We start from the raw sequence: 20,712 nt of genomic DNA on the forward strand, positions 1-20,712 counted from the left end.
CTTGGATCATGGCTTCGCCGATATGGTCCGCGCATGCAGTCACCCACTCCCCCTTCTCGTTATTTTCTCGGCGTGCAATCCTCCTTCACCGGCAAGGCCTGGCGGGAAAGGCTGGATGCGCAGGGGCAGATGCAGGCCATGACCTTGGCCCAGCGCTCCGGTCAGCCCGATCTCCTTGCACGCATCCTTGCCGGCAGGGGCGTGACGGCCGAGGAGGTCGACGCTTATCTCGCTCCCACCTTGCGCCACTATATGCCCGATCCCTCCCGTTTGACCGATATGGACAAGGCGGCGGAACGGCTGGCCGATGCAGTGATGGCACGTGAAAGCATTGCTATTTTCGGTGACTATGATGTCGATGGCGCCACCTCCGCGGCGCTGCTTGCAGGGTGGTTGCGCGAGGCCGGCGTGCCGGCGCGAATCCACATCCCCGACCGCATCTATGAAGGCTATGGCCCGAACGAGGAGGCGATTCGCCTGTTGCGGGCCGACGGGGCCAGCCTGCTTGTGACGGTGGATTGCGGTACGACCAGCGTCGACGTTCTCGGCAAGGCCGCGGAACTCGGCTTCGAGACGCTGGTCGTCGACCATCACCAGGCCGGTGAGGCTCTGCCGCCGGCGGTGGCGGTGGTCAATCCCAATCGTCTCGACGATCTCTCCGGGCAAGGGCATCTATGTGCCTGCGGCGTTACCTTCATGCTGCTCGTCGCCGCCAGCCGGAGCCTACGCAAGCGCGGCTGGTGGCGGGATCGGCCAGAGCCGGATCTGATGGCGCGTCTCGACCTGGTCGCTTTGGGAACGGTGGCCGACGTGGTGCCGCTCAAGGGCCTCAATCGAGCCTTTGTGGCCCGGGGTCTCGCCGTCATGCGCCAGCGCCAGCGCGCCGGCTTGCGCGCGTTGATGGACATGGCTCGCCTGGACGGGCCGCCGAGGCCCTATCACCTCGGATTCCTGCTCGGGCCGCGCATCAATGCGGGTGGGCGCATCGGCGATGCCGCGCTGGGTGCAAGGCTGTTGATGAGCGAGGATGGCGAGGAGGCGGCTTCGATCGCCGCGACATTGGACCGTCTCAACCGGGAGCGCCAGACGGTCGAAGCCATCATGCTGGAGGAAGCGCTGGCGGAGGCTGTCGCCGCCCTCGGCCTCGAGGAGACGGGCGCGACTGTGGTGACGGCCTCGCGAAATTGGCACCCTGGTGTCGTGGGTTTGGTTGCTGCCCGTCTGAAGGAGCGTTTCGGCCGGCCTGCCTTTGCGATCGCCTTCAACAAGGATGGGGTCGGCACCGGATCCGGACGTTCCATCGGCGGCGTGGATCTGGGCAAAGCCGTAAGGCAGGCAGTGGAAACCGGCCTCATCGTCAAGGGCGGCGGCCACGCCATGGCCGCGGGCATCACTTTGGGCCAGGACCAGCTTGGCGCCTTCCGGGCCTATCTGGAGGCCGAGCTTGCTGTGCCCGTCGAGGCGGCCCGGGCCGATGCTGCCCTGGAGATCGACGGCGCGCTCGCCGCCGGCGGAGCAACCACCGGCCTGATCGAGATGCTCGAAAAAGCCGGTCCGTTCGGCCAGGGCAATCCGGAACCCCTGCTGGCGCTGCCAGGCCACCAGCTTGCCTTCGTCGACACAGTCGGCGAAGCGCATTTGCGTCTGCGCCTCAAGGCGCATGACGGCGCCATGCTCGACGCCATCGCCTTCCGGTCTGTCGGGCAGCCCTTGGGCGATGGCCTTGTCAGCCATCGCGGCAAGGCCGTGCATGTCGCCGGTACCTTGAGCGTCGATCGCTATGGCGGGCGTGAGCGCGTGCAATTGCGGGTGATCGACGCGGCTCCCGCCAATGGCTGAACGCGCATACCGGAACGACTAGACCGGCGGCGGGTTGCGCTCGGCGAAGCCGCGCTGGTGCCAATAGGGATAGGGCAGGGTGACGGTGCTGGCCTCATCCAGCCTTGCGATCTGCTCCGATGTGAGCGACCAGCCGATAGCCCCGAGATTCTCGCGCAATTGCGCCTCGTCGCGCGCGCCGATGATCACATTGGCTACCGTCGGCCGCTGCAGCAACCAATTAAGAGCAATCTGGGGCACGCTCTTGCCGGTTTCGGCGGCAATCGCGTCGATAGCATCGACGACGCGGTAGAGCAGATCATCGCTCACCGGGGGCCCCTCGGCGGCCGTCTTGTGCAGGCGGCTCGTGGCCGGCAAGGCCGCGCCGCGGCGCAGCTTCCCTGTCAGGCGGCCCCAACCGAGCGGGCTCCACACCACGGCACCGACTTTCTGGTCGAGGCCGAGCGGCATCAATTCCCATTCATAGTCGCGGCCGACCAGCGAATAATAGGCCTGGTGGGCGACATAGCGCGGCAGCCCATAACGGTCCGAAACCGCCAGTGACTTTGCCAGATGCCAGCCGGAGAAATTGGAGACGCCGATATAGCGGATCTTGCCGGCCCGAACCAAGTCGTCGAAAGTCTGCAGCACCTCTTCCACCGGTGTCTGGGCGTCGAAACCATGCAGTTGGAAGAGATCGATATAGTCGGTGCCCAGGCGCTTCAGCGCCTTGTCGACGGCATCGGTGAGATGGAAACGGGAGGAGCCGACATCGTTCGGCCCCTCGCCGGAGCGAAAGGTCGCCTTGGTCGAGATGATCACCTGGTCGCGACGCCCCGCGATGGCTTTGCTGAGAATCTCCTCGGCGAGACCGGAAGAGTAGACATCGGCACTGTCGAACATGGTCAGGCCGGCATCGATGCAGATGTCGAGCAGGCGCCGTGCGCCTTCCGCATCGGTCGAACCCCAGGCCTTGAAGAAATCACCGCCGCCACCGAACGTGCCTGTGCCCAGGCTAAGGACCGGCACCTTGAAGCCCGAGCCGCCTAATTGACGATATTCCATGGATATTCCTCGTTGCTGAAGCGTTTTGAAATTTGATGAATGACTTCAAATGGCAAAGACACGCCGACGCGATCGCATGATATCTCATCCAAGGCGAACGCGATTTGTCAGAGGATATTCCGGTTGTGATTTGACGACAATCTGAATCGGGGCGAGAGCGGGTACCTCGCGAAAATAGCGCAATCCGATCCGTCCTCAGGTCAACGGCCTCGCGTGGCGGCTGTAGCCTGTCGTCCGGTTCTATGGGGAGGCCGATGCCTTGAGTGTTTTCTTCTCAGGAAAGTTTTTGTCTCTTATTTCTATGGTCTTGGCGCGATTTCTTATAGCGCGGTCGAATTTTGGTTTGATGCGGATGGCCTGATCGAAATCCGTGATCGCCTTGTCGTAATCACCTATGCCCAAATAGGTGATGCCGCGATCATTATAGGCCTCGGCATAGTCGGGGTCGATGCTGATGGCCAGATTGAAGTCCGTCAGCGCCCTGTCGGACTTTCCCAGATTGTCGTAACTGGAGCCGCGCCTCCTATAGGCGAGGGCATTGTTCGGCTTGATGCGGATCGCCTGATTGAAGTCCTGGATCGCGCGGGCGTGGTCACCCTTGTTGTCGTAGCTGACGCCTCGATTGACGAAGGCGGCCGCATTATCGGGATCGAGCCGGAGAGCCTGGTCGAAGTCGCGGATGGCGCGATCGTAATGGCCCTGCCGGTCATATGTGATGCCGCGGTTCCTATAGGCGAGGGTGTAGTCGGGTTCGAGGCGAATGGCTTGATCATAATCCGCTAGAGCGCGGTCTCGATCGCCTTTGTCGTCATGGGCGTTGCCGCGGTTGTTGAAGGCGAGCGCGTAACCGGCGTCGAAACGTATGGCCTGGTCGAAATCCTGGATGGCGCGCTCATAGTCGTCCCTGTCGTAATAGACGTTGCCCCGCGCATTGTAGGCCCTGGCATAATCAGGCTTGAGGCGAATGGCTTCGTCGAAATCCCGGATCGCGCGATCGGGGTCGCCCTTTTCGGCATATACGCCACCCCGATTGTTGAAGGCGATGGCCAAATTGGGGTCGAGCCGGATCGCCTGATCGTAGTCCTGAAGCGCGCGGTCGCTGTCGCCCTTGTCGTCATAAGCGTTGCCCCGGCCATTATAAGCGAGAGCATGGTCCGGCTTGATGCGGATGGCCTGATCGTAGTCCTGAATGGCGCGGTCGAATTGGCTCTTGCCGTAATAGGCGTTGCCGCGGTTCGAATAGGCGATGACGTAATCGGGATCTATGCGGATTGCTTCATCGTAGTCCCGAATGGCCTTGTCATTGTCACCCTTCTTCCTGTTGGCGACGCCGCGGTTGTTGAAGGCGTAGGCATAGTCGGGCTTGAGGCTGATGGCCTGATCGTAATCGCGGATAGCGCGGTCGTAGTCGCCCTTGTCATCATAGGTGCTGCCGCGGTTGTTGAAGGCATCGGCGTAATTGGGCTTGAGGCGGATGGCGCGATCGAAGTCCCGAATGGCCCGATCGTACTCGCCCTTGTCTTGATAGACGCTGCCACGGTTATTGAAGGCGTAGGCATAATCAGGCTTGAGACGGATGGCCTCGTCGAAGTCCTGAATGGCGCGATCGCGATCGCCCTTGGCGTCATGGGCCTTGCCACGGCCGTTGAAGGCCGTGGCATAGTCCGGCCTGATGCGAATGGCGTGGTCGTAATCCTGGATGGCGCGGTCGCGATCACCCTTGTCGGCATAGACGCTGGCGCGATTGTTGAGCGCGAGGGCATCGTCCGGCCTGAGGAGGATGGCTCGATCAAGGTCCTGGATGGCGCGGTCATAGTCCCCTCTGTCGGCATGGGCGTTACCGCGATTGCTCAATGCCAGCGCGAAGTTCGGGTCCAGGCGAAGGGCTTGGTCGTAATCCTGGAGGGCGCGTCCCGTATCGCCCTTGTCGGCATAGGCGTTGCCGCGATTGTTGTAGGCGGAGGCGTGATCGGGTTTCAGGAAGATCGCCTGGTCATAATCCGCGATGGCGCGGTCCCTGTCGCCCTTGTGCTGATAAGCTACGCCGCGATTGTAATAGGCGGTCACCAGATCCGCCTGGGAACTGCCCCCTCCCACAATGAGCCAACTGCAGCCAGTGATAGTCTGATCGTCGGTGGATTTGGCGTCGAAGCAAAATGTCTCAGCCTGTTTGCTCGAAATCCCTCTGGCGAACCCGGTTGCGGGGACTAACGACAACACGATTGCTATCGCCCATAGCGCTTGTTTCCCGTTCAACGAAGACCTCACCCAGCGAAATCAGCCCTGTTTGCAGTAAAGCCTATCTTAGCAATGGTGAAAAGGCTCAATGTCTGCTCGCTCGATCAGTCGGCGTTGCAAGCTATGCTTGTGCAGCAGCATATAGAGCCAAGCACCCAGGCATCGATGCCGGTTTGCCTCAACCGATTGCCTGCATTCGGGTAGTGCCGATCCCGGTGGCGGCTGCCTCGCCGGGGAACTCCGCCGAAGCGCCGGGTAACAACCCGCCGATAACGAGCTGCCGGTGGATGGCGATGATTTCGTCCTCACCGAGTTGGCCATTGGGATCGTACCAGCCGACCACGCCGGTGAGTTGGGCGATGATCGCGAAGGTGGCGACGGTCACATCAGGCACCAGCAGGGCACCGCTCTTGGTCCCTTCGGCCAGGATCTGCTCCAGGCGCCGTTCATAGTCGCGCCGCAGTCCGGTCACGACAGCCCGGTTTTGCGGCTCCAGGCTGCGCAGTTCGGAGTTGTTGATGAAGACTTCCATCCTCCGGGTCAGGTGATAGCGCAGATGGAATTCGATGAAGGTGTCGAGGCGGGCAAGCGGGCTCTCGACGCCTGCAAGCGCCGCGTCGAGCGCCTCGGTCAACCTCGTCATGTGCTCGACCAGGAAGTCGAACAACAGCGCTTGTTTGGTGGTAATATGATTGTAGAGCGAACCTGGCTGGATGCCGACGATCTGGGCGAGATCCCTCAGGCTCATGCCCTCATAGCCATGTTCGAAGATCAGGCGCAGGCCGGCCGCGCGGATCGCCTCCGCCGTCCTGCTGCCATCCGCTCCCACCTTGCGCGCCATATGAAACCACTTGCGGAGAAACCCGCCCCCGACTATAGAAACAAACGTCCGTTCGTTTATGATCCAATCAGGGCCGCATCGCAAGCGGCTTGCAACAGGCAAGGCGGTCTGCATGCCGGTCATAGGGAGTGCCATCGATCGGCGGTCGGAGGCTTTTCAGCGCAATCACGATGCGCTGGCAGCGCTCGCCGCTGAATTGCGCGAACGCAATCAGCGCGCTGGTGGCGGCGGTTCGGCCTCCGCGCGCGAAAAGCATCTCAAGCGCGGCAAGCTGCTGCCGCGCGACCGCATTGAACTGCTTCTCGATGCCGGAGCTCCGTTCCTGGAGCTTTCCCAACTTGCCGCCTTCGGCCTTTATCGCGATGAGGTTCCGGCTGCCGGGCTGATCACCGGCATTGGCCGGGTCTCCGGCCAGGAATGCATGATCGTCGCCAACGATGCCACGGTGAAGGGCGGCACCTATTTCCCGATGACGGTGAAGAAGCATCTGCGGGCGCAGGCCATTGCCGCCGAGAATCATCTGCCTTGCGTCTACCTGGTCGATTCCGGCGGGGCCTTCCTGCCCAAGCAGGACGAGGTGTTTCCCGACCGAGAGCATTTCGGCCGCATCTTCTTCAACCAGGCGCGCCTGTCGGCCGCCGGCATTCCACAGATCGCGGTGGTGATGGGCAGTTCGACGGCGGGCGGCGCCTATGTGCCTGCCATGGCCGATCAGGTCGTGATGGTGCGCAACCAAGCCACGATTTTCCTCGGCGGCCCGCCGCTGGTGAAGGCAGCCACTGGTGAGACGGTCAGCGCGGAGGTGCTGGGCGGCACCGACACCCACACCCGCACCTCGGGCGTCGCAGACTATGCTGCGGAGAACGATGCCCATGCCCTTGGTGTTGCGCGGGAGATCGTCGGCAATCTCAACCGGCGTAAGCATGACGACGCCGACCTCGCGGCGCCCAGGCCACCGCTCTACGATCCCAAGGAAATCTACGGCATCGTCTCAGCCGATCCCCGCAAGCCGTATGATGTGCGTCAGGTCGTCGCCAGGCTGGTCGACGGTTCGGAATTCGACGAATTCAAGGCCGATTTCGGCACTACGCTCGTCACCGGTTTTGCCCGGATCTGGGGCTATCCCGTCGGCATCATCGCCAATAATGGCATCCTCTTCTCAGAATCGGCGCTGAAGGGAGCTCATTTCATCGAGCTTGCCTGCCAGCGCGGCATTCCCTTACTCTTCCTGCAGAACATCACCGGCTTCATGGTCGGCCGGGAGTATGAGGCGGGCGGCATCGCCAAGGACGGCGCGAAGCTGGTGGCGGCGGTGGCGGCGGCAAACGTGCCGAAATTCACCGTTGTGATCGGCAACAGCTTCGGCGCCGGCAATTATGCCATGTGCGGCCGTGCCTATGATCCGCGCTTCCTGTGGATGTGGCCCAATGCCCGCATCTCCGTGATGGGAGGCGAACAGGCCGCCAATGTGCTGGCGCAAGTGCGCCGGGATGCGGCCGGGACCGATGAGTCCAAAATCGACACCGAGGCCGAGGAAGCCTTCAAGGCGCCGATCCGGGCCCAGTATGAGGAGCAGGGCAACCCCTACTACTCGACGGCGCGGCTGTGGGACGACGGCATCATCGATCCGGCCGAAACCCGCATGGTGCTGGCGCTGGCCCTGTCGGCCGCGCGCAATGCTCCAGCCAGGGAGACACGCTTCGGCGTGTTCCGGATGTGAGTTTGCGGGTCGAACGGAATGGGCCGGTCGCGGTCCTCACCCTGGATCGTCCCGAGGTGTTGAATGCCTTCGACGAAGCGCTCATCGCCGAACTGACCCGAGCCTTTGCCGAGGTGGGCGCCGACGGCACGGTCAGGGCCGTGCTGCTGCAGGCCGAGGGCAAGACCTTCTCGGCCGGGGCCGATCTTGCCTGGATGCGCCGAGCCGCCGATGCCTCGCCGGAAGACAATCTGGCCGATGCGCGCCAGCTTGCCGAACTGCTGCGGGTGGTCGATACCTGCTCCAAGCCGACGCTCGCGCGGGTGCAGGGGGCGGCCTTTGGCGGGGCGGTCGGCCTGGTGGCTTGCTGCGACATCGCCATTGCCGTGCCGCAGGCGCGTTTCTCCCTCAGCGAGGTGCGCCTCGGTCTCATCCCCGGGGCGATCAGCCCCTATGTCGTCAGGGCGATCGGCCAGCGTGCCGCGCGCCGCCTCTTCCTCACGGCTGAGCGCTTTTCGGCCGAGGATGCCCTGAGATATGGCCTGATCCATGAAATAGCGTCGCCCGAGACGCTGGACGAGACGGTGCAGCGCTGTCTTTCGGATATCTTAGCGGGGGGCCCCGAGGCCGTCGCCGCCGCCAAGAAACTGGCTGATGACATGGCCGGACCCATCACGGCCGAACGCATCGAGGAAAGCGCCCGACGCATTGCCACGATCCGCTCTTCGCCCGAGGCGCGTGAGGGCCTCGCCGCCTTCTTCGCCAAGCGCAAGCCTGGATGGATGTCATGACCGCCCATCGACCCAGACCCATTCGCGTGCTCTTGATCGCCAATCGCGGCGAGATCGCCGTGCGCATCATCCGCACGGCCCGCGCTATGGGCATCCGCACCGTCGCCGTCTATTCCGACGCAGATGCCCACAGCCTCGCCGTGGCGCTGGCGGACCGGGCGCTGCGTCTCGGCCCCGCCCCCTCCCGAGAAAGCTATCTGTCGATCGACAAGTTGATCGCCGCCGCCAAGGCAAGCGGCGCCGACGCCATCCATCCCGGCTATGGCTTCCTGGCCGAGAATGCCGAGTTCGCCCGGGCCTGCGCGGCTGAAGGCATCACCTTCGTGGGGCCGTCGGCCGAGACCATCCTCGCCATGGGCGACAAGGCGCAGGCGCGTTCCCGCATGGCCGCTGCCGGCGTGCCGGTGTTGACGGGCTATGAGGGCGAGGACCAGAGCCTCGACACGCTGATGCGTGCGGCGGAGGCCATCGGTTTTCCGGTGCTGCTCAAGCCTTCGGCCGGCGGCGGCGGCAAGGGCATGCACATCGTCAGCCGCAGCGAAGACCTGGCGGCCGCCTTGCAGGCGGCCCAGCGCGAGGCGCGTTCCTCCTTCGGCGACGACCGCATGGTGATCGAGCGTTATCTCCAGATCGCCCGCCATGTCGAGGTCCAGGTCTTTGCCGACCACCACGGCAATACCGTGCATCTGTTCGACCGCGACTGCTCGGTGCAGCGCCGCCATCAGAAGGTGATCGAGGAGGCGCCGGCGCCCGATCTGCCGTCCGCCCTGCGCGACGGCCTGCATCAGGCGGCGGTCACCTGCGCCCGTTCGGTCGATTATGTCGGGGCCGGCACGGTCGAATTCCTGGTCGCCGATGACCATTTCTATTTCATGGAGATGAATACCAGGCTTCAGGTCGAGCATCCGGTGACGGAGGCGGTCACCGGCCTCGACCTGGTGTCCTGGCAGCTGCGGGTGGCTGGCGGCGGGCCGCTCCCGCTGGCGCAGGAGGCGATCACCTGCGCGGGCCACGCCCTGGAAGCGCGCCTGTGCGCCGAGGATCCGGCCGGTGGCTTCCTGCCGAGCATCGGCAGGATCGAGCATCTGGCGCTGCCCGAGGGCCTGTCCGGCCTTCGCGTCGACAGCGGCTTTCGCAGCGGGGACACCATCTCGATGCACTATGATTCCCTGCTCGCCAAGGTGATTGCTGCCGGCACCGACCGCGCCGAAGCTATTGCCCGGCTCGGGGCCGGGCTCGATGCCGTCGAGGTGGTCGGGCCCCATACCAATCGGGATTTCCTCGCCGCCATCATCCGCCACCCAGCCTTTGCCGCAGGCGGGGTCGACACACGTTTCATCGAGCACCACCAGGCCGAGTTGCTGGAACCATCCCCGTATCCGGCGAATGAGGTGATTGCGGCGGCTGCCTTCGTGGCGCTGCGGGCCACCGAGAGCCAGGCCAAGACGGGCGATCCGGCCGATCCCCATTCGCCCTGGGGCGAGATCGGCGGCTGGCGCCTCTCCGGTTCGGCGCGGCGCAAGCTGGAGCTGGCCTGGGGTGACACGCTGATCGGCGTAGATGCCGCCTGGTTGGCCGGGGGGTATGAGCTGCATCTCGCGGACCAGCGGGTCAATGTCGCGGGTAGCCTCGATGCCGACGGAACGGCGCGGCTGCGGATCGGCGAGACCGTGCTGAAGGCCCGCGCCGTCTTGTTCGGCGAAACGCTGACCTTGTTCGTGGATGGCCGATCCTATGCTTTCGGGTTGCGCGACGCCCGCAAGCCGCGCGGCGTGGAAAGCGAGGGCGCGGGCCGCATCCTGTCGCCGATGCCAGGCCTCGTTCTTTCGGTGAGCGCCGTGGCTGGAGCGACGGTCGAGAAGGGGCAGCCTTTGGTGGTGATCGAGGCCATGAAGATGGAACACACCGTCTCGGCGCCTCGAGCCGGTATCGTCAAGGTCGTCGATGTCGCCGTGGGCGATCAGGTCGTCGCCGGCGCCGAGCTGGTGGTGCTGGAGGTCGAGCCGTGAGCCGGGCCGGTACCATCGAGATCTTCGAGGTCGGCCCCCGTGATGGCCTCCAGAACGAGGCGAAGGTGCTGCCGGTCGAGACCCGCATCGCCTTGATCCGCGATCTTGCCGCGGCCGGGCTGCGCACGGTGGAAGCCGGCAGCTTCGTCTCGCCCAGAAATCTGCCGCAGATGGCTCAGACCGCCGACGTGCTGGCCGGGCTGTCCTCGTTCGGTGGGTCGATCTCCAGATCGACCCATAGCGCGGAGGCAGGGAGTAAGGTCGATCTGGAGATCGACCCACCCATCCACCTGCCTGTGCTGGTGCCCAATGCTCGTGGCTTTGCCGACGCGCTTGCGGCCAAGGCGAAGTATATCGCGGTCTTTGCTGCCGCCTCCGAGAGCTTCAGCCGTCGCAATATCAATCGCAGTATCGAAGAGAGCCTCGACGAATACCGCCCGATCGTGGCTCAGGCCCGGGCCAAGGGCCTGAAGGTGCGTGGCTATGTCAGCTGTGTCCTGGGCTGCCCCTATGAAGGGCAGGTGGCTGTCTCCGCCGTGGTCTCGGTGGCGACGGCCTTGGCCGCGATGGGGTGCGAGGAAATCTCACTCGGCGACACCATAGGCGTGGGAACGCCCGATGCGGCGCGCGCGATGACGGCGGCGGTGGCCAGCGAGATCGGTATCCAGCGCACCGCCGTGCATTTCCACGACACCTACGGCCAGGCGCTCGCCAATGTCCTGGCCTGTCTCGATCTCGGCGTCACCGTGGTGGATTCCTCCGTCGCCGGCCTTGGCGGCTGCCCCTATGCACCGGGGGCGAGTGGAAACCTGGCCACCGAGGATCTCGTTTACATGCTCGATGGCCTTGGCGTCGAAACCGGGGTCGATCTCGACAAGGTCGCGGCGGCGGGCAGGGCTGTCTGTGCGGCGCTCGGCTCAGCCCCGCGCTCGCGCACGGGCCAGGCTCTGGCGGCTAAAGTAAAATAATCAGGGAGAGGGCTCATGTATGACGGCGGCCTGAACTTCAATCTCGGCGAAGACATCGAGGAATTGCGCCGCATGGTGCAGCGTTTCGCGGCGGAGAAGGTTGCGCCGCGTGCCGCCGCCATCGATCGCGACAATGCCTTTCCGCGCGACCTGTGGCCCGAACTCGGTGCCCTCGGCCTGCTCGGCGTTACTGCCGAAGCGGAGTACGGCGGCTCGGGCATGGGCTACCTTGCCCATTGCGTCGCCATGGAGGAAATCAGCCGGGCCTCTGGCGCGGTGGGGCTTTCCTATGGCGCTCATTCCAATCTGTGTGTCAACCAGCTCACCCGCCATGCCAATCCCGATCAGAAGCAACGTTATCTGCCCAAGCTGATCTCGGGCGAACATGTCGGCTCGCTGGCGATGTCGGAGGCCGGCTCCGGCTCGGACGTGGTATCGATGAGCCTCAAGGCCGAGGCTCGCGACGGTGGTTTCGTCCTCAACGGCACCAAGATGTGGATCACCAACGGTCCCGATGCCGACGTGCTGGTCGTCTATGCCAAGACTGATCCGGCCGCCGGCCCGAAGGGCATCTCCACCTTCATCGTCGAGCGCGGCTTTGCCGGCTTCCGGACCTCGCCCAAGCTCGACAAGCTCGGCATGCGCGGCTCCAGCACCTGCGAGTTGGTTTTCGAGGATTGCTTCGTGCCGTCAGCCAATCTGCTCGGCAAGGTCGGCGATGGTGTCCGCATCCTGATGTCCGGCCTCGATTTCGAGCGGGTGGTGCTATCGGGTGGGCCGATCGGGTTGATGGCCGCGGCGCTCGACCTCGTCGTGCCCTATGTCCATGAGCGCAAGCAGTTCGGCGAAGCCATCGGCACCTTCCAGCTGATGCAAGGCAAGCTCGCCGACATGTACACCCTCTACAATGCCTCGCGCGCCTATACCTATGCGGTGGCCGCTGCCTGCGACCGCGGCGAGGTCGCCCGCAAGGACGCCGCCGGCTGCATCCTCTATTCGGCCGAGAACGCCACCAAGGTCGCACTCGAGGCCATCCAAGCCCTGGGCGGCAACGGCTACATCAACGATTTTCCGGCCGGACGCCTGCTGCGTGACGCCAAGCTTTACGAAATCGGCGCCGGCACCTCCGAAATCCGACGCATGCTGATCGGCCGCGAGATCTTTCGCGAGACGAGCTGACATCGCAGGACACGCCCGAAACGATACGGCCAGACGCATTCTCACGCCAGCCGGACAGCACGACGGTCACAACAAGACCTCCTGGGAGCGCCCGTTCGATGACCAAGAAGACCACGCTCAGCCTGCACATTCCGGACGCACGCTTCCGGCCGGGCGATACGCCCGATTTCAGCTATCTCAATCTGCCGGGTGCGGGCGAGGCCCAGCGCCCGCCGGTCGGCGCCGTCGCCTCGGAAACCCGCGACCTTGCCTTCGGTCTGGTGCGGGTGCTCGACGATGCGGGCAGGGCGCTCGGCCCCTGGGATCCCAAGCTCGATGCCGATACCCTGCGCAAGGGCCTGCGCGCCATGATGCTGACGCGCTATTTCGACGACCAGATGTTCAAGGCACAGCGCCAGGGCAAGACCTCCTTCTACATGAAATGCACCGGTGAGGAGGCGGTCGCTGTCGGCCAGGCGCTGGCGCTGGAAGCCGGTGACATGTGCTTTCCGACCTACCGCCAGCAAGGCCTGTTGGTGGCGCGTGGCTGGCCGCTGACCGACATGATGTCGCAAATCTATTCCAACGGGCAAGACAGGCTGAAGGGGCGGCAATTGCCGGTGCTCTATTCCGCCAAGGAGGCCGGTTTCTTCTCCATTTCTGGCAATCTCGCTACCCAGGTGCCGCAGGCCGTCGGCTGGGCCATGGCGTCGGCCTACAAGCGCGATCGCCGCATCGCCGCGGCCTGGATCGGCGACGGTTCCTCTGCCGAGGGTGATTTCCACCACGGCATGGTGTTCGCCTCGGTCTATCACGCGCCAGTGCTGATCAATCTCGTCAACAATCAATGGGCGATTTCATCAAGCCAGGGCGTCGCCGGCGGGGAGGAGGCGACCTTCGCCTCGCGCGCCATCGGCTTTGGCATGCCGGGCATCCGGGTCGACGGCAACGATCTGCTCGCCGTCTATGCGGTGACGCGCTGGGCCGCCGAGCGGGCTCGCTCCAACCATGGCCCGACCCTGATCGAGCTGTTCACCTATCGCGTCGCGGCTCACTCTACCAGCGATGATCCCGGCCGCTATCGCCCGGGCGACGAGGAGAAGTACTGGCCTTTCGGCGACCCGGTCGAGCGCCTGAAACGCCATCTCATCGGCCTGGGCGAATGGAACGAGGAGCGCCATCAGGCGCAGGCAAAGGAATTGCAGGCCGAGGTCAAGGCGGCCAATGTCGAGGCCCAGCGCCACGGCATTCTCAGCGACGGGCCGCATCACGGCAATGAGACCATGTTCGAGGACGTCTTCAAGGACATGCCCTGGCATCTCAAGGAGCAATTGGCCGAACTCAACCAATTCGAAGCCGCCAAGGACGCCGCTAATAAGAAGGAGGGCAAATAATGCCCGCCATGAACATGGTGCAGGCCCTCAACTCGGCCATGGATGTCCTGCTCAAGAATGATCCCAACGTGTTGATCTTTGGAGAGGATGTCGGCTTTTTCGGCGGCGTGTTCCGCTGCACTGACGGCCTGCAGCAACGCTACAGCTCGCAACGCGTCTTCGATACCCCGATCGCCGAAGGTGGCTTGATCGCCATTGCCATCGGCATGGGCGCCTATGGGCTGAGGCCCATCGTCGAGTGTCAGTTCGCCGATTACATCTATCCCGGCTTCGACCAGATCGTCTCGGAAGCGGCGCGCCTGCGCTATCGCTCGGGCGGAGAATTCACCTCGCCGATCACCATCCGCTCGCCCTATGGCGGCGGCATTTTCGGCGGTCAGACCCACAGCCAGAGCCCGGAAGGCCTGTTCAGCCATGTGTGCGGCATCAAGACGGTGATCCCGTCCACCCCTTATGATGCCAAGGGCCTGCTGATCAGCGCGGTCGAGGACGACGATCCCGTGCTGTTCCTCGAGCCGAAGCGACTCTACAACGGTCCCTTCGATGGTCATCACGACCGTCCGCTGAAGCCCTGGACCGATCAGGCCGGGGCCGACGTGCCGACGGGGCATTACAAGGTGCCGCTCGGCAAGGCCGCAATCGTGCGGGAGGGCAGGGAACTGACCATTCTGGCCTACGGCACCATGGTGCATGTGGCCGTAGCCGCGACGCAGGAGACCGGTATCGATGCCGAGATCCTCGATCTGAGGACGATTCTGCCCGTCGACATCGAGGCGATCGAGGAATCGGTGAAGAAGACGGGCCGCTGCCTGATCGTGCACGAAGCGACGCGCACCGGCGGCTTCGGGGCCGAATTGTCGGCGCTGGTGCAGGAGCGCTGTTTCCACCATCTGGAAGCACCGATCGAGCGTGTCACGGGTTGGGATACGCCCTATCCGCATACCTTCGAATGGCAGTATTTCCCCGGCCCCAGACGGGTGGGGGAAGGCATGCGCAAAGTGATGGCAGGCTGAGGGGAGACGATCATGAGCAATTTCGTGTTCAAATTGCCGGACGTCGGCGAAGGCATCGCCCAGGCCGAAATCGTCGCCTGGCATGCGGAGATCGGGCAGGAGATCCAGGAGGACGACCCGCTGGTCGATGTGATGACCGACAAGGCCACGGTCGAGATCACCTCGCCCGTGTCGGGCCGCATCCTGGCGCGTCATGCCGAGGTCGGCGTGATGGCTTCGATCGGCAGCGAATTGGTGGTGATCGATACCGGTGGCGAGGCCGAGGCGCCTGCTGTCGAGCCCGTGGCCGCCTCCACCCCGGCGCCGGCGAAACCCGCCAAGGCACCTGCCAAGACCGCGTCAGCCCCGGTGCCGGCTGCTGCGCCTGCTGCCGCGTCGCCGCATGCGGTCACTCCGGCAGTCTCGGGCAAGGTCCTGGCGGCACCGGCTGTGCGCTCCCGGTTGGCGGCTCTCGGGCTTGATGGTGCCAAGATCCGCGGCAGCGGTCCCGATGGGCGCATCGAGCATGCCGATCTCGACGATCATCTGACCCGCAGCCAACCCCAGGCCCCGGCTTCAGCCCCGGCGGCGCGCGCGCCCGTGCCACCGCCGCCCACGGTCGGCGATGACAGCATCGAAGATATCAAGGTGATCGGCCTGCGACGCCAGATTGCCGAGCGCATGCTGGAAGCCAAGCGCAGCGTGCCGCATTTCACCTATGTCGAGGAGATCGACGTCACCGCCCTCGAAGCGGCGCGCGCCGAGATCAATACGGCCGCCGTCGGCTGGCCGAAGCTGACGCTGCTGCCCTTCCTGATCAAGGCGATGGTGCGCGGCATCGCCCAGCACCCCATCGTCAACGCCCGCTACGATGCCGAGGCGGCTGTCATCCATCGTTACAACGCCGTGCATATCGGCGTGGCGACGCAGACGCCCCGCGGCCTGGTGGTGCCGGTAATCCGCCATGCCGAAATGCTGACGCTGCATCAGCTTGCTGCCGAGATCGTCAAGCTCAGCGAGCTCGCCAGAACCGGCAAGGCCAGCCGCGAGGTACTGACTGGCTCGACCATTACGGTCTCCAGCCTCGGGGCGCTCGGCGGCATCGCCGCGACGCCGATCATCAATCCGCCCGAGGTTGCCATCGTCGGCGTCAACAAGATTGTCGAACGGCCGGTAGTGAAGAACGGTCAGATCGCCGTCGCCAAGCTCATGAACCTCTCCTCATCCTTCGATCACCGCATCGTTGACGGCTTCGATGCCGCCGCCTTCATCAAGACGGTAAAGGGCGAGTTGGAGGCACCGGTTCGGCTGATGGTGTAGTGTCTTCCCAGATCGGGATTCGAAGATGCTGCCCCATCCAAACCCCGATCAGAACAGCGATTGCAGCCAGTTCAGCCCCAGGGCACCGGGCGCCAGCACGCCGAAGGCCCAGATCACGGCCGAGGAGGCGTTCACGAGCTGAAACGGGAGTGCCGGCATCTGGCAGATGCCGGCAACCAGCGGTACCGAGGCCCGCAGAGGCCCGAGAAAACGACCGAAGAAGACGCCGGGCGTACCCCACTTCTCAAAGAAGCGATGGCCGCGCGGCAGCAGGTCCGGATAGCGCGAGAGCGGCCAGTAATGGGCAGCGCGATTTTCAAGCTTGAGACCGATCCAATAGGACAGCCAATCGCCCAGAAAGGCCCCCAGCGCCGCCGCAGCCCAGAAGGGCCAGAGCGACACGCCGCCTTCCCCGATGAGAAAACCGATTCCGAGTAGGATGACCGTCGCCGGAACCAGCAGCGAGACGAAGGCGAGCGATTCCCCGAAGGCCAGCAGCAGCACAACGAGGATACCCCAGCCTTCATGCGCGCGGACAAAGGCGATGACGGTTTGCGTGATATCGGCGAGTGTCATAGGGCGCAGGGACGCGGTTTCATAACGGGGGCAGATGCAATATGCGGGCGGGACATCCGCACGCCACGACGGATTTGAGCGATGGCCCGAGGGGCCAGCATCCGTCGTATTCGGCTCGAATCCGTAACGCGGCCGCAGTAAGGGATAGCCGCGCTGCCGTGTCAATTTACGGAGTTGTAAGGGGGCGATCAGGCACGCTCCGCCCAACGCGTCTTTGCGATTCTTACCGCCGCCGGCAAATCGCAAAATACCTCTAGGGGCAAACTTGCCTTTTCAGCTTTCGTACCTTTCTCGCCGGATAGATCCGATGCTCGACGAACCAGGAAATGAGATAGGCAAGCAAGGCCTTGCTGATCCAGCCAGCGGCGTGGAACCCGGATTTGCTTTGGAGGAAGTCCCGCGCGGCGTTCCTGTAGGTCACCACGTTTTCAAGCTTGATGGTGAGCTGCTCGGGCGCTGCCTTGTAATCACGCTCGATGATCCGCTGGTAGAAGGTCGATCGGTTCGACCCGGCGACGCGAGTGCGGTAGAGAGTTTCGAAGAGAACGACGAAATCTCCGCCCCAGGCGAACGGGTAGCAGGGGATCACCTTGTCGAGACGGTCCTGGAGAGTTCGTGTTCTCCACAGGCTGTATAGCCAGCTTGCATGCGCTCGTTTCATCAGGCGAATGCTCGCCGTGCGTCCTGTTGGCAGGCCTTCGAGCGCCGGGGTGACGATTTTTTTCCGGGAGCGATGTTCTCGCAGGGTCTCGACGCGTCCGACGGCAAGTTCCGCATCCGGGTGCGAATCCAGGAGCTTTACCATTTCTTCGAGGTAATTCTCGTCGCTGTGATCGTCATAGGCGCGCCATATGAAGTATTCGCTGTCGCATGCCTTCGCCAATGCGACCAGGTTGGGCCACGCGCCGATATTTTCTTCATTGAGGTGATAGGAGAAGCGAGCGTCCAGGTCGACATATTCCTTGCAGATCGCCGGGGTGTTGTCAGTGGAACGATTGTCGAAGATCACAACCTTGAAATTGATGAAGGTCTGTCTGCGCAGATTTTCAAGGCAGGAACGCAGCAACTCTCCGCCGTTGAAAATCGGAACACCGATGGTGACGCGCGGAACTGGTTTCATGAAAGGGGCTTTCTCGGCAAATGACGCAGTCATGCAGCGGACGCAGGCTGCGCGTCACCTCGGGGCAGGGGCGTCGCCGGTGTGCCTTCGAGACCGATGACCTTGGCGCTGCCGCCGAGTGCGCGAAACATGGCATCGACCTCGTCGCGGTAGAGCGGATTGGCGACGATGATCGTCCTGACGCCAGCTTGCACGGCTTCCTGGGCCGAAACGATTCGATGGCCTGTGATCGGCACGAAGCATCCCTGCTTGGCTGGATTGATATCGACCAGCATTTCGATCAAGTCGCTGCCGGGATCTACCAATTGGGTGAAGCCGACACCCTTCGCCGCCGCTCCCCACACTGCAACCGGCCCCTGGCTCTCGGCAATCAATTCACGCCAATAGGCGATGTATTGCTCGCGATACGCGATCAGATTCGGAAGCTCCGGCGGCCTGTAAACCGTGGATGGCCGTGCCGTTGCAAGAAAGTACTGGTCTCCGAAGACCGAGGTCGAAGACACCATGTCGAAGCCGCTCAACCGGCATGCCATGGCAAGAACTCGATGGCGTATAGAATGAACAGGTTTCGTAGAATATATCTTGGATGGCTCTATTATTCAGAACCCATGCAGCGTCGGGCGATTCAATGAACAATGTGGTTTCATTGTCATCGATAACTTCGCGTAGCAAAGTCAGGAATCCGACGGGATCTTGCACGTAACCAAGTACATGCCTGAGAATGATTAGGTTTGGTTTTACCGAAAGAATTTTAGAGGAAGACTTGTTGAAATATTGACCATGAATGTTGATATTGTTGCCAAACGCTCCCTTCAATCCTCGATACGCCGGATCGAATCCATCGATCGATTCGATTCGATTGTCCTTGTCCATTCTGATCAGATGGCAAAGGAATTGTCCTTGTCCGCACCCGATTTCCAGAATTCTAAGTTTTTCTACAAAATTTATGCTTTTAATTGCTTTTGAGGCGACCTCATCTAGGTACGACCTGTAAGAAGACGAATAGGTTCCATCTTGTTCGTACTCGCCGTCAAAATGTATAGATTCCACTGTGAAGGCATTATTCCATAAAAATCCGCATCTCTTGCATCCGATAACATGTAAGTTTCTTGATGGAAATCTTGTTGCAGTTGAATGGTTCACCGGAAGGCGATTTGAAAATACAGGTGCATGTCTACGTTCTTCGACAACTTGGACATCGTCGAATCTGCACAAGGGACAATTGATATTTGTGTGGTTCTTAAACAATTTTGGGAGCTCTAAGGATGAACTTTTATTACTCCGCTGAAGTATGTAAGTAAACGTGACTCCGCCGTGAATTTGCCGCGAGAGAGAAACAATTTGGCATTGTAGATGAACGCTGCGGCAAGAACGCAAGGATCCGGCTCTGAATGGGCGTTCATATGGGCAAGAATGCCAGCATGGAACGGTTGCCGGTCGCTAGCTGGGTCGATGTGGCTGAGCCGGGGGGCGTCTAAGGCCTAAGCCGCGCTCCTGTCGGAGGCATTCGACGTGCGCTCGGGTCGAACTGAAGTCGACGGATGGCCATGAAGATGCCAGATGCCGAGCGTCGACACGGTGGGGGTGCTAATCCCGACAATGGCAGCCTCTGATCAGATTTATCGAGACTGGATCTATGAGAAGATTTTTCGGCGGGTATGGAGAGGGCAGCAAAATCAGGCTTTGCGCCTCTGACCAAGTCAATGCTGACTTAGCGGTGTGGCGCGCCCTAGGGGCCACTCACGATCGAGTAAAATCAATTAGTTATGGCCTTCGGACGTCGCACCTTTCAGGGGTGATTTGTTGGGTATTTCGGCGAGGTGTGTCGCACCTTTGGGCTGCAGATTCGGCGCCAGCTCCCGCAACAGAAAAAGCTGGGCGTCTAATTTGATACAGGCCCGCACCACCATAGTCGCCGTTCTTCGCGCGCTGCCGACCCAGACTTCCAAGGTCGAGCCAGGTCTTCCCGAACAAGCTGCATGCCGGCGTTGACCCCTGAAGGGCTACCGATTCGCAGCGCGCCGAGCGTGCGTCCGTACAAGTCCCGGTGCCCGTCACGTTCCACGTAGACAGTCTTGCCTCTGATCAACTGCACCAACCTCGCCTTCGCTTTCAGGCCCTGTTGCAGGCCCTCGCGGCAATCAGGGTGGAAGACCTCTGGCGCGTCGATGTCGCGTAGCCTTACTCTCTCGGAGCAACCCCGGGCTGGTTTCTTGCAGGGCAGGGCAACCGTATCGCCGTCGAGAACGATGATGCGATTTCCGTCGACCGGTTCATAGGTGGCGGCCGCAGCCGGCGATACGAGGAGAAGCGTGGTTAGGGCGATACGCAGAACTGGTTTCATTCTTCTCTCTTAGCATCAGGCGCCTACCAGTTTCGATGCCTTGGGCACCCTCAGAATGCGCCATCTTCCAATTCGGTGTAGTATGTCCTCTCATGAGCGCTCCCATCGCCGGCCCTCGGCGAATCAGTGACATCTCCGACCGCCTGCTGGAATGCGAGGAGGCTTTGGAGCGCGCCTTTCAGGACATCGTCGAGCGCGCCGAACGGGCAGGGTGGGATACGATCGAGATCACCGTCGCGCTGCAGAGCCTGGCTGATCATCACATGCTGAAGAAGGCTGCGGATTCTGGAACAGAGGCTATGATTGCTTGGGTAGTGGAGCGAAATCGTAGACTGGGTAATCGATAGCAGATCCCACACTCAACGCCTCGGATCTAGAA

General features: G+C 62.6%; 17 protein-coding genes and 1 pseudogene. 10 read left to right on the forward strand and 8 right to left on the reverse strand.

Annotation, left to right across the window (positions count from 1 at the left end; translation table 11 throughout):
- The first annotated feature begins 33 nt into the window (after nucleotides 1-33).
- Nucleotides 34-1,839 carry a single-stranded-DNA-specific exonuclease RecJ gene (gene recJ / locus ACR9ZN_RS09140; protein WP_481272011.1) on the forward strand — a complete coding sequence of 602 codons (1,806 nt, stop codon included), beginning with the start codon at nucleotides 34-36 and terminating at the stop codon, nucleotides 1,837-1,839.
- 18 nt (nucleotides 1,840-1,857) lie between these two features.
- Here the strand turns inward: recJ and ACR9ZN_RS09145 are convergent, their stop codons facing one another.
- The 3 genes from ACR9ZN_RS09145 to ACR9ZN_RS09155 all read right to left on the reverse strand — a co-directional run bounded on the left by ACR9ZN_RS09145 (nucleotide 1,858) and on the right by ACR9ZN_RS09155 (nucleotide 5,962).
- Entirely contained in the window at nucleotides 1,858-2,883 is a 1,026-nt protein-coding gene (locus ACR9ZN_RS09145; RefSeq protein WP_481272012.1) for an aldo/keto reductase, read from the reverse strand.
- A gap of 240 nt (nucleotides 2,884-3,123) precedes the next feature.
- On the reverse strand, nucleotides 3,124-4,950 hold the full coding sequence (locus tag ACR9ZN_RS09150) for a tetratricopeptide repeat protein (RefSeq protein WP_481272013.1): 1,827 nt from the start codon (nucleotides 4,948-4,950) through the stop codon (nucleotides 3,124-3,126).
- A 349-nt stretch (nucleotides 4,951-5,299) separates the two neighbouring features.
- On the reverse strand, nucleotides 5,300-5,962 hold the full coding sequence (locus ACR9ZN_RS09155; RefSeq protein WP_481272014.1) for a TetR/AcrR family transcriptional regulator: 663 nt from the start codon (nucleotides 5,960-5,962) through the stop codon (nucleotides 5,300-5,302).
- 112 nt (nucleotides 5,963-6,074) lie between these two features.
- Between ACR9ZN_RS09155 and ACR9ZN_RS09160 the strand changes: the two genes are divergently transcribed.
- From ACR9ZN_RS09160 to ACR9ZN_RS09195, 8 genes are all read left to right on the forward strand, one after another.
- Nucleotides 6,075-7,682, forward strand: coding sequence for a carboxyl transferase domain-containing protein (locus ACR9ZN_RS09160; RefSeq protein ID WP_454813728.1), 1,608 nt, complete (start codon nucleotides 6,075-6,077; stop codon nucleotides 7,680-7,682).
- A 2-nt stretch (nucleotides 7,683-7,684) separates the two neighbouring features.
- Complete coding sequence (locus ACR9ZN_RS09165) at nucleotides 7,685-8,452, forward strand: enoyl-CoA hydratase/isomerase family protein (RefSeq protein ID WP_481272015.1); 768 nt, start codon at nucleotides 7,685-7,687, stop codon at nucleotides 8,450-8,452.
- Nucleotides 8,449-10,461: an acetyl/propionyl/methylcrotonyl-CoA carboxylase subunit alpha gene (locus ACR9ZN_RS09170; RefSeq protein WP_481272016.1), complete on the forward strand. Its 2,013-nt coding sequence runs from the start codon at nucleotides 8,449-8,451 to the stop codon at nucleotides 10,459-10,461. The genes ACR9ZN_RS09165 and ACR9ZN_RS09170 overlap by 4 nt, the downstream gene beginning before the upstream one ends.
- Entirely contained in the window at nucleotides 10,458-11,429 is a 972-nt protein-coding gene (locus tag ACR9ZN_RS09175; RefSeq protein WP_454813731.1) for a hydroxymethylglutaryl-CoA lyase, read from the forward strand. The genes ACR9ZN_RS09170 and ACR9ZN_RS09175 overlap by 4 nt, the downstream gene beginning before the upstream one ends.
- 15 nt (nucleotides 11,430-11,444) lie before the next feature.
- Nucleotides 11,445-12,608, forward strand: a complete 1,164-nt coding sequence (locus ACR9ZN_RS09180) for an isovaleryl-CoA dehydrogenase (RefSeq protein ID WP_441772432.1) — start codon at nucleotides 11,445-11,447, stop codon at nucleotides 12,606-12,608.
- Between the two features lie 98 nt (nucleotides 12,609-12,706).
- Complete coding sequence (locus ACR9ZN_RS09185) at nucleotides 12,707-13,981, forward strand: thiamine pyrophosphate-dependent enzyme (RefSeq protein WP_454813732.1); 1,275 nt, start codon at nucleotides 12,707-12,709, stop codon at nucleotides 13,979-13,981.
- Nucleotides 13,981-14,994 carry an alpha-ketoacid dehydrogenase subunit beta gene (locus tag ACR9ZN_RS09190; protein ID WP_434956154.1) on the forward strand — a complete coding sequence of 338 codons (1,014 nt, stop codon included), beginning with the start codon at nucleotides 13,981-13,983 and terminating at the stop codon, nucleotides 14,992-14,994. Before ACR9ZN_RS09185 ends, ACR9ZN_RS09190 begins: the two co-directional genes overlap by 1 nt.
- 12 nt (nucleotides 14,995-15,006) lie before the next feature.
- A complete protein-coding gene (locus ACR9ZN_RS09195) occupies nucleotides 15,007-16,293 on the forward strand; it encodes a dihydrolipoamide acetyltransferase family protein (RefSeq protein WP_454813733.1) in 1,287 nt (428 codons plus the stop codon).
- 48 nt (nucleotides 16,294-16,341) lie between these two features.
- Here the strand turns inward: ACR9ZN_RS09195 and ACR9ZN_RS09200 are convergent, their stop codons facing one another.
- From ACR9ZN_RS09200 to ACR9ZN_RS09220, 5 genes and pseudogenes are all read right to left on the reverse strand, one after another.
- The gene (locus ACR9ZN_RS09200; RefSeq protein ID WP_454813734.1) at nucleotides 16,342-16,869 is read right to left on the reverse strand and encodes a DedA family protein; all 528 of its coding nucleotides are present in this window, start codon (nucleotides 16,867-16,869) and stop codon (nucleotides 16,342-16,344) included.
- A 253-nt stretch (nucleotides 16,870-17,122) separates the two neighbouring features.
- Nucleotides 17,123-17,989 (reverse strand): glycosyltransferase family A protein, encoded by an 867-nt coding sequence (locus ACR9ZN_RS09205; protein ID WP_481272017.1) that lies wholly within the window; start codon nucleotides 17,987-17,989, stop codon nucleotides 17,123-17,125.
- A 29-nt stretch (nucleotides 17,990-18,018) separates the two neighbouring features.
- Entirely contained in the window at nucleotides 18,019-18,522 is a 504-nt protein-coding gene (locus tag ACR9ZN_RS09210; RefSeq protein ID WP_481272018.1) for a hypothetical protein, read from the reverse strand.
- A 22-nt stretch (nucleotides 18,523-18,544) separates the two neighbouring features.
- Nucleotides 18,545-19,132: pseudogene (locus ACR9ZN_RS09215) on the reverse strand (methyltransferase domain-containing protein); the annotation flags it as partial.
- Between the two features lie 739 nt (nucleotides 19,133-19,871).
- The gene (locus ACR9ZN_RS09220; protein WP_481272019.1) at nucleotides 19,872-20,333 is read right to left on the reverse strand and encodes a thermonuclease family protein; all 462 of its coding nucleotides are present in this window, start codon (nucleotides 20,331-20,333) and stop codon (nucleotides 19,872-19,874) included.
- 92 nt (nucleotides 20,334-20,425) lie between these two features.
- Here ACR9ZN_RS09220 and ACR9ZN_RS09225 point away from each other — a divergent pair, with 92 nt between their 5' ends.
- Nucleotides 20,426-20,680: a hypothetical protein gene (locus ACR9ZN_RS09225; RefSeq protein ID WP_481272020.1), complete on the forward strand. Its 255-nt coding sequence runs from the start codon at nucleotides 20,426-20,428 to the stop codon at nucleotides 20,678-20,680.
- Nucleotides 20,681-20,712: the final 32 nt, after the last annotated feature.

Source organism: Labrys sp. HAY1-8F, from assembly GCF_056754975.1.